Annotated in this window: 10 protein-coding genes and 1 pseudogene; 9 read left to right on the top strand and 2 right to left on the bottom strand. The window is 62.5% G+C overall.

Translation table 11 applies throughout. From position 1 onward, the window contains the following. Positions 1-916: 916 nt before the first annotated feature. Positions 917-3,544 (bottom strand): annotated as a pseudogene (rne, locus tag RT028_RS07335) (ribonuclease E); the annotation flags it as partial. 885 nt (positions 3,545-4,429) lie between these two features. Between rne and rluC the strand changes: the two are divergent. The 3 genes from rluC to RT028_RS07320 are packed head-to-tail and all read left to right on the top strand — an operon-like array spanning position 4,430 to position 7,060. After that, positions 4,430-5,386, top strand: a complete 957-nt coding sequence (rluC, locus tag RT028_RS07330; RefSeq protein WP_312934028.1) for a 23S rRNA pseudouridine(955/2504/2580) synthase RluC — start codon at positions 4,430-4,432, stop codon at positions 5,384-5,386. After that, complete coding sequence (locus RT028_RS07325; RefSeq protein WP_312934026.1) at positions 5,376-6,056, top strand: HAD family hydrolase; 681 nt, start codon at positions 5,376-5,378, stop codon at positions 6,054-6,056. Before rluC ends, RT028_RS07325 begins: the two co-directional genes overlap by 11 nt. Positions 6,057-6,058: 2 nt before the next feature. After that, positions 6,059-7,060, top strand: a complete 1,002-nt coding sequence (locus tag RT028_RS07320; protein ID WP_312934025.1) for a S49 family peptidase — start codon at positions 6,059-6,061, stop codon at positions 7,058-7,060. Positions 7,061-7,127: 67 nt separating this feature from the next. On the opposite strand, the gene RT028_RS07315 is transcribed toward RT028_RS07320, so the two are convergent. Continuing rightward, on the bottom strand, positions 7,128-7,706 hold the full coding sequence (locus RT028_RS07315) for a nucleoside triphosphate pyrophosphatase (RefSeq protein ID WP_312934023.1): 579 nt from the start codon (positions 7,704-7,706) through the stop codon (positions 7,128-7,130). A 94-nt stretch (positions 7,707-7,800) separates the two neighbouring features. Between RT028_RS07315 and RT028_RS07310 the strand changes: the two genes are divergently transcribed. The 6 genes from RT028_RS07310 (at position 7,801) to acpP (ending at position 11,798) form a co-directional block, all read left to right on the top strand. Next, entirely contained in the window at positions 7,801-8,328 is a 528-nt protein-coding gene (locus tag RT028_RS07310; RefSeq protein WP_312934021.1) for a YceD family protein, read from the top strand. A 13-nt stretch (positions 8,329-8,341) separates the two neighbouring features. Next, the gene (gene rpmF, locus RT028_RS07305; protein WP_008096416.1) at positions 8,342-8,524 is read left to right on the top strand and encodes a 50S ribosomal protein L32; all 183 of its coding nucleotides are present in this window, start codon (positions 8,342-8,344) and stop codon (positions 8,522-8,524) included. Positions 8,525-8,527: 3 nt separating this feature from the next. Continuing rightward, complete coding sequence (gene plsX, locus RT028_RS07300; protein ID WP_312934019.1) at positions 8,528-9,553, top strand: phosphate acyltransferase PlsX; 1,026 nt, start codon at positions 8,528-8,530, stop codon at positions 9,551-9,553. A 111-nt stretch (positions 9,554-9,664) separates the two neighbouring features. After that, positions 9,665-10,603 (top strand): ACP S-malonyltransferase, encoded by a 939-nt coding sequence (fabD, locus tag RT028_RS07295; protein ID WP_312934017.1) that lies wholly within the window; start codon positions 9,665-9,667, stop codon positions 10,601-10,603. Between the two features lie 16 nt (positions 10,604-10,619). Then, positions 10,620-11,360 carry a 3-oxoacyl-ACP reductase FabG gene (fabG, locus tag RT028_RS07290; protein WP_312934015.1) on the top strand — a complete coding sequence of 247 codons (741 nt, stop codon included), beginning with the start codon at positions 10,620-10,622 and terminating at the stop codon, positions 11,358-11,360. A gap of 201 nt (positions 11,361-11,561) precedes the next feature. Further along, complete coding sequence (gene acpP / locus RT028_RS07285) at positions 11,562-11,798, top strand: acyl carrier protein (RefSeq protein WP_027914361.1); 237 nt, start codon at positions 11,562-11,564, stop codon at positions 11,796-11,798. Positions 11,799-11,863 lie beyond the last annotated feature (65 nt).

The following is an 11,863-nucleotide window of genomic DNA, read 5'->3' as shown; positions in this document are numbered from 1 at the left end:
GACCGTTCGACAGCGTGACCGGGGCAGGTTCTGCGACCACCGGAGCCTGCTCCTGGACCACGTCAGTCACTGCCGGGGCAGCGTCCACGGTTTCAGGCGTGGCATCACGGGTGACAGCAGACGGCTCAGCTTCGACGGCCAGCGGCAGTTGCGCGTCAACCGGCGCTTGCGCAGGCGCGGCGACTTCGTGGGCTTCAACCGGCGCTTCTGCGGGCTTGGCCACTTCAAGTGCTTCAACCGGTGTTACTGCGGGCTTGGCGACTTCTGGTGCCTCAACCGGGGTTTCCACAGGCTGGGTGGTTTCGCCGCGCGCTACCGACGTTTGCGCAGGTTTTGCGGTTTCATTCACTTCAACCGAGTTGCCTGCAGGTTCAGCGGTCTCGCTGGCTTGCGCCGAGCGATCCTGCGCGGGGCTCAGGCGTTCGGCAGACTCGATGCCGCGCTCGGGCTGCACAGGGTGCTGCGCTTCGCCGCCTTCGACAGGCGCTGCCTCTTCAGGCTGTGGTGCAGCCTCGACGACAGGCGCGATACCGGCGTCCGTGTTGGCGACCGATGCAGTCAGCGGTTGCTCGACGGCAGGGGCGATGGCGGCAGTTTCGGCGGCTACGGTGTCGACCGGCGCTTGCAGGTTGTCGTCAGGCACTTGCACGTCGACGTCAGCGACGGCGTCGGTGGCGCGTTCGGCCTGCTGTTGTGCCTGAGCTTCAGCAACAGCGCTGATGTGGCTGCTGGCAACTGCGGCGGTGACGGCCAGACCGGCAGCCAGTTCGGCACCCGGGACAACGGTGTTGGCTTGCTCGGACGATTGCTCGTCGTTGCCTTCCTCTTCGCCTTCGATCAGCTCGCCATTGGCATTGCGCTGACGCTCGCGGCGGTTGCTGCGGCGACGCTGACCGCGGGAGCGACGGCGAGGACGTTCGTCATCGCTGCCTTCCTGCTCGCCCTGGGCATCGTCTGCAGCCAGTTGCTCGTCGGTGGCTTCCTCAGTCGACTCGGCAGTGGCCGGCTGACGCTCTTCACGCAGGGCACGTGGCTGGCGATCTTCGCGGGCAACAGGTGCCTGCTGCTCGTCAGTGCTCTGCTCCAGGGCCGCATCGGCAGCCAGTGCGATGGCTTCTTCCAGCGGCGCGCGCTCTTCACGTGGAGCACGTTCCTCACGTGGGGCACGTTCTTCACGAGGTGCACGTTCTTCACGAGGTGCACGTTCGTCACGTGGAGCGCGTTCTTCGCGAGGCGCACGTTCTTCACGCGGAGCACGTTCTTCACGCGGAGCACGTTCTTCACGCGGAGCACGCTCTTCACGCGGAGCACGCTCTTCACGCGGAGCACGCTCTTCACGCGGAGCACGCTCTTCGCGAGGTGCACGTTCTTCACGAGGTGCGCGCTCTTCACGCGGAGCGCGTTCTTCACGAGGCGCGCGTTCTTCACGTGGAGCGCGTTCTTCACGTGGAGCGCGTTCTTCGCGAGGTGCGCGCTCTTCACGAGCGGCAGGTGCTGCGTCCAGTGGCTCACGCAGCTCGCGCTCGCGGGTCGGACGGTCTTCGCGGTTGCCGCGGCGGTCTTCACGAGGCTGACGGGCGGCGCGTTCTTCACGAGGCGCACGCTCTTCGCGCGGGGCACGTTCCTCACGGGGCTGACGCTCTTCACGGGCCGGGCGCTCGCTGCGCTCTTCACGCGGTTTGCGCTCTTCGTCGCGACGACCACCACGGTTACGGCTCTGCTGGCGACCGTTACGGCGTTCTTCGTTGCGCGGGGTGCGCTCGGTGGCAGGCTTCTCTTGCGTTGCGACCGGGGCAGGGGCGGGTTCTTCCTTGCCAGCGAACAAGCTGACCAGCGATTTCACCAGGCCTTTGAACAGGCTTGGCTCCGGGACACTCGGCGCAGGTGCCGCGGCGGCGACCGGCGCAGCCGTCGGCTGCTCTTCCGGGGTGCTTGGCACCGGCGCGCTGGTGCGTGGCGGAGCAGTCTTCACGGCTGCTTCCTGACGCACCAGGGTACGCGTGGCCGCCTGTGGCTGGGCTTCCTCGGTTTCGGTGGTGGCGATTTCGTAGCTGGACAGGTTGTTCAGCACTTCCGGGTTGTCGTCGCGCAGGCGCTGGACTTCGAAGTGCGGGGTTTCCAGATGATCATTGGGCAGGATCATGATCCGTGCACGGGTGCGCAGCTCGATCTTGGTGATCGAATTGCGCTTCTCGTTGAGCAGGAACGCGGCCACCGGGATCGGCACCTGGGCGCGGACTTCGGCAGTCCGGTCTTTCAGGGCTTCTTCTTCGATCAGGCGCAGGATGGCCAGTGACAGCGATTCGACGTCGCGGATGATGCCGGTACCCGAGCAGCGTGGGCAAACGATGCCGCTGCTTTCACCCAGCGATGGGCGCAGGCGCTGACGCGACATTTCCAGCAGGCCGAAGCGCGAGATACGGCCCACCTGCACGCGGGCACGGTCGGCTTCCAGGCACTCACGCACACGCTCTTCGACGGCGCGCTGGTTCTTGGCCGGGGTCATGTCGATGAAGTCGATGACGATCAGGCCGCCGATGTCACGCAGGCGCAGCTGACGGGAGATTTCTTCGGCTGCTTCCAGGTTGGTCTGCAGCGCGGTTTCCTCGATGTCGCTGCCTTTGGTGGCACGCGCCGAGTTGATGTCGATGGAGACCAGGGCTTCGGTCGGGTCGATGACGATGGAGCCGCCCGAGGGCAGTTCGACCACGCGCTGGAAAGCGGTCTCGATCTGGCTTTCGATCTGGAAGCGGTTGAACAGCGGCACGCTGTCTTCGTACAGCTTCACCTTGCTGGCGTATTGCGGCATGACCTGGCGGATGAAGGTCAGGGCTTCTTCCTGTGCCTCGATGCTGTCGATCAGCACTTCGCCGATGTCCTGGCGCAGGTAGTCGCGGATCGCGCGGATGATGACGTTGCTTTCCTGGTAGATCAGGAACGGCGCCTTGCGATCGAGCGAGGCTTCCTTGATGGCGGTCCACAGTTGCAGCAGGTAGTCGAGGTCCCACTGCATCTCTTCGCTGCTGCGGCCGAGGCCGGCAGTGCGGACGATCAGGCCCATGTCGGCAGGGATGTTCAGGCCGTTGAGCGCTTCACGCAGTTCGTTGCGCTCTTCGCCTTCGATGCGGCGCGAGATGCCGCCAGCGCGGGGGTTGTTGGGCATCAGCACCAGGTAGCGCCCGGCAAGGCTGATGAAGGTGGTGAGGGCGGCGCCTTTGTTGCCGCGCTCTTCCTTCTCGACCTGGACGATGACTTCCTGGCCTTCGGTCAGGACATCCTTGATGTTGACGCGGCCTTCGGGGGTTTTCTTGAAGTATTCGCGGGAGATTTCTTTCAGCGGCAGGAAGCCGTGACGCTCAGAGCCGAAATCGACGAAGGCGGCTTCAAGGCTGGGCTCGATGCGAGTGATGCGGCCTTTGTAGATGTTGGCTTTTTTCTGCTCGCGGGCGCCGGACTCGATGTCCAGGTCGTAGAGACGCTGGCCATCGACCAGAGCGACACGCAACTCTTCGGGTTGAGTTGCGTTGATCAGCATTCTTTTCATGTTGTACCGTCGGTTTCCGGGCTGCCGGAAACGGCGTTCGGCACACACGACTTTCCATGGTCGGTGCCTGGGTGCGCAAAGGGTAGCGAGCTACCCCCGTGTCCAGCGACATTCGGCACCAGCCGGTTGCCCAGCCTGCCGTGGTCGCGACGACGCGTCCTGATTGCTGTGGTGCCACGTGGTCTGCGGTATCCGGATCAACCTTACAGACCGGGCATTGGCGATAAGTGCTTGCGTGTCGGTCAGGCTGTATTGAAATCAGGCCCGGCATGCCCGTTGTCGCCGGCATGGTCCGCGTTCATTGCCTGTCTCACCTCGTCTGATCGCCGCTGGGCGACATCTCGAACAAACCCTGTGCACTCAGTCAGGAGGAGGAATCAGTCGCCGGCCGTGGACGCCAGGAGGCATCTGCTACACAGTCCGGTGGCTATGCATCTCCACCCTGCACGTATCCCGTGAAAATTCGGGTGCTGCCGCGCGCTGAATCCGCAACGGGTTGCATTTTTCGCCAGCTTCGCTGTGAAGCTGACGCCATTTCATGTCCAAGGCAGGTATTTCCGAAGCAGTCGCCGGACGGTGCAGGGAAACGTCGCGGGGGCAGAGGGGAAATGATGCGAAAAAAATCGGGAAGCAGGCTTTACACCGCACTTGTCGTTTGTTTTCGGTCTTCTCTACACAGCGCTGGTGGCGATTCCAGGCAGTTCGTTTAACTGGCGAAAGCCCCGTAGGACGGCCTCGCGTCCTAGAGAATTGCGTAGGTTGATGGCTGGCGTACAACGATGTACCGCATGTGCACCACCAACCTGTCGCTTTTGGCGACGCTCGCGACTATAGCAGCAATGATTAAGTGCTTCAATTGCATCAAAAATTGCTATGATTCCGTCCATGACAACCCATACCCCCCCGACTTCCGGCGTCCAGCTGATCGAAGTTCCGCCGGAGCTTGCCGGCCAGCGCATCGACAATTTCCTGATCACCGCCCTCAAAGGCGTGCCCAAAACCCTGGTCTATCGCATCGTGCGCAAGGGTGAAGTGCGCGTGAACAAAGGCCGTATCAAGCCCGAGTACAAGCTCCAGGCAGGCGACATCGTGCGCGTGCCGCCCGTGCGGCTGCCCGAGCGCGACGCCCCGGCGCCCGTAGCCCAGGGGCTGTTGCAGCGGCTGGAAGCCGCCATCGTCCATGAAGACAAGGCGCTGATCGTCATGAACAAGCCGGCCGGCATCGCGGTGCATGGTGGCAGTGGCCTGAGCTTTGGGGTGATCGAGGCGCTGCGCCAGTTGCGCCCCGATGCCAAGGAGCTGGAGCTGGTGCATCGCCTCGATCGCGACACCTCCGGCCTGCTGATGATCGCCAAGAAGCGCAGCATGCTGCGCCACCTTCACGCCGCGCTGCGCGGTGATGGTGTCGACAAACGTTACATGGCGCTGGTGCGTGGGCACTGGCCAACGGCCAAGAAGCAGGTCAATGCACCGCTGCTCAAGAGCAACCTGCGCTCGGGTGAGCGCATGGTCGAAGTCAATGATGAAGGCAAGGATGCGCTGACGATGTTCCGCGTGCTGCGTCGTTTCGGCGAGTTCGCGACCCTGATCGAGGCGCGACCGATCACTGGGCGCACCCATCAGATTCGCGTGCATACCCTGCATGCCGGGCACATGATCGCCGGCGACAGCAAATATGGCGACGAAGACTTCAGTCGCGAGATCCGTGATCTGGGCGGCAAACGTCTGTTCCTGCACGCCTATGCGCTGACCGTGCCGTTGCCTGATGGCGGTGAGCTCAAGCTCGAAGCGCCGGTTGACGAGATCTGGTCGCAGACCGTGGAACGCCTCAGTGCGCCGTGACTACGAGCTGTTGATCTTCGACTGGGACGGCACGCTGGCCGATTCGATCGGCCGCATCGTGCAGGCCATGGCTGAAGCGGCTGACCGGGCAGGCGAGCCTCGCAGCAGTGATGCGGCGGTCAAGGGCATCATCGGTCTGGCCCTGGATGAGGCTATTTCCACGCTGTACCCGCACTTGAATGAGCCGCAGATCGCGCAGTTCCGTCAGCATTATGCCGACGTCTACGTGGCTCTGGACCAGCAGCCCTCGCCATTGTTCGAGGGCGTGGTGGAGTCGCTGGATGCTTTCCGTGCCGAGGGCTATCGCCTGGCGGTGGCCACTGGCAAGGCGCGGCGGGGGCTGGATCGGGTGCTCAAGGCCAACGGCTGGGAGCACTATTTCGACATTACTCGAGCGGCTGATGAAACCCGCGGCAAGCCTCATCCCTTGATGCTGGAGGAGATCCTTGCGCACTGCGCCGTGCCGGCTGAACGCGCGCTGATGGTCGGTGACTCGGCCTTCGACTTGCAGATGGCCAGCAATGCCGGGATGCATTCGGTGGCGGTAGGGTATGGCGCGATGTCACTGCAGGCTCTTGCCGAGTTCGGTCCGCAGGCCTGTATCAGTCATTTTTCTCAATTGCGTGAGTGGCTGGCTGGCCGGCACCGCGTCGATCTTCAGGGTGGGTGAGCATGGTTGACCAATGGAAGGCGCCTGAGTCAGGCGACAAGCCTGAGCCGAACGACAAGGAAAACGCAAAAAGCTGGAGGCTTCTGGAAAAAACGCTGCTGGCCAGCGTTCAGGAGCAACGGCGGGCGCGGCGCTGGGGCATTTTCTTCAAGCTGCTGACCTTTACCTATCTGTTTGGCCTGTTGCTGTTGTTCACGCCCATCCTGGACATGGACAAGTCCGCTGCGCGCAGTAGCAATCACACCGCGCTGGTGGAGTTGCGCGGGGTGATTGCCGATCAGGAGTCGGCGAGTGCCGACAACCTGGTCAAGGGCCTGCGCGAAGCCTTCAAGGACCCCAATACCAAGGCTGTGGTGCTGCGTATCAACAGCCCCGGCGGTAGCCCCGTGCAGTCTGGTTACGTCTATGACGAAATCCGCCGACTGCGCGCCGAGTACCCTGCCATCAAGCTGTATGCGGTGATTGCCGACCTGGGGGCGTCGGGCGCCTATTACATTGCCAGTGCGGCGGATGAAATCTACGCCGACAAGGCCAGCCTGGTGGGCTCCATCGGCGTCACTGCTGCGGGTTACGGGTTTGTCGGCACCATGGAGAAGCTCGGCGTCGAGCGTCGCCTGTACACCGCGGGTGAGCACAAGACCTTCCTTGATCCGTTCTCGCCGCAAAAGCCTGAAGAGACGGCATTCTGGCAAGGTGTGCTGAACACCACGCATCAGCAGTTCATTGCCATGGTCAAGCAGGGGCGTGGTGATCGGCTCAAGGATAAAGAGCATCCCGAGCTGTTCAGTGGCTTGGTCTGGACCGGTGAACAGGCCAAGGCGCTTGGCCTGGTGGATGGCCTGGGCAGTGCCGGCTACGTGGCGCGAGAGGTGGTAGGCGAGAAGGAACTGGTCGATTTCACCGTTCAGGATTCACCCTTCGACCGCTTCTCCAAGCGCCTCGGCGCCAGCATGGCTGAGCGTCTGGCGATGTGGATGGGGCTTCAGGGGCCTTCGCTGCGTTGAGGTGCATGCGCTCTGGGCGCGGCGAACAGGCGGGGCGAGGCGAGTGATCGGCTCGCCCCGCTTGCATTCAGGGGATGCACACCTGTTCGGCAAGCAGCATGTCGACCAGGCGAATCAGCGGCAGGCCGATCAGGCTGGTTGAATCCTCGCCCTCGCAGCGCTGGAACAGGCTGATGCCCAGCCCTTCGGCCTTGAAGCTGCCGGCGCAGTCGAGCGGCTGCTCGGTCTCGACATAGCGCGCGATGCGCGCTTGATCAAGGGTGCGGAACGTCACTGTGTAGGGGATGCAGTCAACCTGGCAGCGGCCCGTGGCCGTATTCAGCACTGCCAGGCCGGTGAGAAAGGTTACCGAGCGCCCGCTGGCCGCCAGCAGTTGCTCGCACGCGCGTTCGGCGCTGTGGGGTTTGCCCAGGACCTGATCGCCAAGCACGGCGACCTGATCCGAGCCAATGATCAGGTGGTCGGGATAACGGTCGGCCAGGGCGCGCGCCTTCTGCTCGGCCAGTCGCTGGACCAGTGCGCGGGGTGGCTCCTGAGGATGACGGCTTTCGTCCAGGTCCGGGCTTGCGCAGGTGAAGGGCAGGCGCAGGCGCTGGAGCAGTTCGCGCCGATAGGCAGAGCTGGAGGCGAGTAATAAAGGAAGCATGGTGAACTCCAAGGCAGGTACCTGGATCCTAGCATGCACCTTGCGGCTAATTTCCTTTGACAGGTGCAGGGGTCGTCCCTAGAATGCTGCGCCTATGTTGAATGACCCGATTCCACCTCACGTTGACCCGCGCAAATTAGCCGATCGTGGCGTAACCCTTCAAGGTTCGTTGCAACTCGCTGATTTGGAAAGACTCTGCGACCCGCTTTCCGACACCGTCGGTACGGTGCAGGCGAAGTTCGATTTTGAACGAGACGAACAGCACACGGTGGTTATCCACACGGCGCTGGATGTCGAGGTCAAGATGGTTTGCCAGCGTTGTCTTGAGCTGGTCACCCTGCCGATCCACAGCGAATGTACTTACGCTGTGGTGAAGGAGGGTGCGAATACCCAGTCGTTGCCGAAAGGCTATGACGTGCTGGAACTGGGCGAAGATCCTTTGGATCTGCAGGCGCTGATCGAAGAAGAGCTTTTGCTCGCTCTGCCCATCGTGCCTGCTCATCATCCGGAAGAATGCCAGCAGCCGGCCGGCGCAGATGAGCCCGAGCCGAGCAAGGACGAGGTATCGCGGTCCAACCCGTTCAGTGTTTTGGCGCAGTTAAAGCGTGACCCAAACGTTTAGGAGTTAATCAATTATGGCTGTTCAGCAGAACAAAAAATCCCGCTCTGCCCGTGACATGCGCCGTTCGCACGACGCCCTGTCGGAAAACGCGCTGTCTGTAGAGAAGAGCACCGGTGAAGTTCACCTGCGTCACCACGTTTCGCCAGAAGGCGTGTACCGTGGCCGCAAAGTGATCGACAAGGGCGCTGACGAGTAAATCTTGTCCGCTCAGATCATCGCGATCGATACGATGGGCGGGGACTTCGGTCCCCGTCTCATTGTCAAGGCCAGCATCGCCTGCCTTAAAGCTACGCCCTCGTTGCACCTGGCCCTCGTCGGTCAACCTTCCCTTATCGAACCGTTTGTCAGCGGCCTCTCTGCTGCCGATCGCGCGCGCCTGCAAATCGTCGCGGCCAGCGAAGTGATCGGCATGGATGAGCGTCCAGGTCAGGCGTTACGGGGCAAGCCTGATTCGTCGATGCGTGTTGCGCTTGAGCTGGTGCGCGATGGCAAGGCACACGCCTGCGTCAGCGCAGGCAACACTGGGGCACTGATGGCGTTGTCGCGGTTTGTTCTCAAGACCCTGCCGGGCATCGACCGTCCGGCAATGGTAGCGGCCATTCCGACGCGCGCCGGCTTTTGCCAGTTGCTGGACCTCGGTGCCAATGTCGACTGCACGGCCGAGCACCTTTACCAGTTCGCGGTAATGGGCTCGGTCGCCGCCCAGGCACTGGGCATCGCCCAGCCGCGGGTGGGCTTGCTCAATTGCGGTACCGAAGACATCAAGGGTAATCAGCAGGTCAGGCAGGCAGCGGTATTGCTGGGCGAGTCGCGCACGCTCAATTACGTCGGTTTCGTCGAAGGTGACGGGTTGTACCGCGGCGAAGCGGACGTGGTGGTGTGTGACGGTTTCGTCGGCAATGCGGTGCTCAAGTCCAGCGAAGGGTTGGCCAGCATGATCACCGACCGCTTGCAGGCCCTGTTCCGGCAAGGGCTGCTGGCGCGTCTGGCGGGCGTACTGGCATTGCCACTGTTACGACGCTTGAAGGCGGACCTGGCGCCCGCGCGGCATAACGGTGCGAGCTTGCTGGGCTTGCAGGGCATCGTGATCAAGAGCCACGGTGCAGCAGGGCTGCAAGGCTTTCAAAGCGCCGTTGAGCGCGCCCTGATCGAGGTCCGCATGAACCTGCCAGCGCGCTTGCAGGGGCTTCTCGACAACCACCTGCCTCAGGCAACAGGTCGATGAAGTGGTTAAATGTGACCGCTTGGTCGGCGTCTGCATCCAAGTTTCCAAGTTGCATGCCAGGCCCGGCGCCTGTTCATGTCTATCCATGACCTCTTCATAAGGGCGTGTTCAATGTCTGCATCCCTCGCATTCGTCTTCCCTGGGCAAGGTTCCCAATCGCTGGGCATGCTCGCCGAGCTTGGCGCCGAGCAGCCCAGTATCATCGAGACCTTCAAGGAAGCCTCGGCGGCATTGGGCTATGACCTGTGGGCACTGATCCAGGAAGGTCCCGAGGAGCAGTTGGCCCAGACTGACAAGACTCAGCCCGCCATCCTCACTGCATCGGTTGCCCTGTGGCGTCTTTGGGAGCAGCAGGGCGGTGCCAGGCCCGCGTTCGTCTCCGGCCACAGCCTGGGCGAGTACAGCGCGCTGGTCGTCGCTGGCAGCTTGAGCCTGGCCGATGCAGTGCGTCTGGTTCGGCGCCGTGGCGAGCTGATGCAGGAGGCCGTTCCTGCCGGGCAGGGCGGCATGGCCGCGATTCTCGGGCTGGATGACGCGAAGGTGATCGAGCTCTGTGCCCAGGCTGCCGAAGCCCAAGTGGTCAGTGCCGTGAATTTCAACTCCCCAGGCCAGGTCGTCATCGCCGGTGACAAGGCGGCCGTCGATCGCGCCATCGAGCTGTGCAAGGCTGCCGGTGCCAAACGTGCACTGCCGCTGGCCGTCAGCGTGCCCTCGCACTGCGCGCTGATGAAGCCTGCGGCCGAGCGTTTCGCCGAGGCAATCAACAGCATCGATTGGAAAGCGCCTGCGATCCCTGTGGTGCAGAACGTCAGCGCCGGCGTGGCGGCTGATCTGGACACGCTCAAGCAGAACCTGCTGGCGCAGCTGTACCAGCCCGTGCGCTGGGTCGAGTGCGTGCAGACCCTCGCCGCACAAGGCGCGGTCAATCTGGTGGAGTGCGGCCCGGGCAAGGTCCTGGCTGGCTTGAACAAACGGTGCGCCGATGGCGTGACCACCTACAACCTCAATACCCCCGACGCTTTCGCCGCCACCCGCGCGGCGTTGGCCTGATCTAGGAGAAGCTTGCATGAGCCTGCAAGGTAAAGTTGCCCTCGTAACCGGCGCCAGCCGCGGCATCGGCCAAGCCATCGCGCTTGAGCTGGGCCGCCAGGGCGCCACGGTGATCGGCACGGCAACGTCCGACTCCGGCGCTCAGCGCATCGCTGAAACCCTCAAGGAACATGGCATCACCGGCACTGGCCTGGCGCTCAACGTCACCAGCGACGAGTCGGTTGCCAGCGTGCTGGCCGCCATCGGCGAGCAGTTCGGTGCGCCGACCATCCTGGTCAACAACGCCGGCATCACCCGTGACAACCTCATGCTGCGCATGAAAGACGACGAGTGGTTCGATGTCATCGACACCAACCTCAACAGCCTCTACCGTCTGTCCAAGGGTGTTTTGCGTGGCATGACCAAGGCCCGTTGGGGCCGTATCATCAGCATCGGCTCGGTAGTCGGTGCCATGGGCAACGCCGGCCAGGTCAATTACGCTGCTGCCAAGGCCGGGCTCGAAGGCTTCAGCCGTGCCTTGGCACGTGAAGTCGGCTCGCGCAACATCACGGTCAATTCGGTGACACCCGGTTTCATCGACACCGACATGACCCGTGAGCTGCCCGAGGCGCAGCGCGAGGCACTGCAGACCCAGATCCCTCTGGGTCGCCTGGGCCAGGCAGAGGAAATCGCCAAGGTGGTGTCCTTCCTGGCATCGGAAGGTGCAGCCTACGTGACCGGCGCAACGGTGCCGGTGAACGGTGGCATGTACATGTAAACTGCGGCGCAATGTGACGGATCGCTTCAAAAAATAGTCATACTGCGAAGCTAAAATCCGTTATAAAGCTGCAACCAGATTCCAGGCAGTGGGTCGGGTGACCACGAGGTGGCGCATTACGCTTGAAAAGCGGGCGTCTTTCTATAAAATTACTCACCGGTCAGCTGCCTGACATATGTCCATTAGGAGTGAAAACTAGGTATGAGCACCATCGAAGAACGCGTCAAGAAAATCGTCGCCGAGCAACTGGGCGTCAAAGAAGAGGAAGTGACCAACGAGAAGTCCTTCGTCGATGACCTGGGTGCCGATTCGCTTGACACCGTTGAGCTGGTGATGGCTCTGGAAGAGGAATTCGAGACCGAGATCCCGGACGAAGAAGCCGAGAAGATCACTACCGTTCAAGCTGCAATCGACTACGTCAACAGCCACCAGGCTTAAGACGTTCGCAGTCGACGCTTCTTGTCGGGAAAAACCGCACTGCCGTTACTGGCGTGCGGTTTTTT

The sequence above is a fragment of the Pseudomonas sp. genome, from assembly GCF_032058845.1.
Lineage (GTDB): Bacteria > Pseudomonadota > Gammaproteobacteria > Pseudomonadales > Pseudomonadaceae > Aquipseudomonas.
Note: the sequence above shows the minus strand (reverse complement) of the source record. Positions and strands in the feature narration are given on the sequence as shown.

Coding starts and splice junctions, on each gene's coding strand:
- rluC (WP_312934028.1), top strand. CDS start 4,430: ATGACAACCCATACCCCCCCGACTTCCGGCGTCCAGCTGATCGAAGTT.
- RT028_RS07320 (WP_312934025.1), top strand. CDS start 6,059: ATGGTTGACCAATGGAAGGCGCCTGAGTCAGGCGACAAGCCTGAGCCG.
- RT028_RS07315 (WP_312934023.1), bottom strand. CDS start 7,706: ATGCTTCCTTTATTACTCGCCTCCAGCTCTGCCTATCGGCGCGAACTG.
- RT028_RS07310 (WP_312934021.1), top strand. CDS start 7,801: ATGTTGAATGACCCGATTCCACCTCACGTTGACCCGCGCAAATTAGCC.
- rpmF (WP_008096416.1), top strand. CDS start 8,342: ATGGCTGTTCAGCAGAACAAAAAATCCCGCTCTGCCCGTGACATGCGC.
- fabD (WP_312934017.1), top strand. CDS start 9,665: ATGTCTGCATCCCTCGCATTCGTCTTCCCTGGGCAAGGTTCCCAATCG.
- fabG (WP_312934015.1), top strand. CDS start 10,620: ATGAGCCTGCAAGGTAAAGTTGCCCTCGTAACCGGCGCCAGCCGCGGC.
- acpP (WP_027914361.1), top strand. CDS start 11,562: ATGAGCACCATCGAAGAACGCGTCAAGAAAATCGTCGCCGAGCAACTG.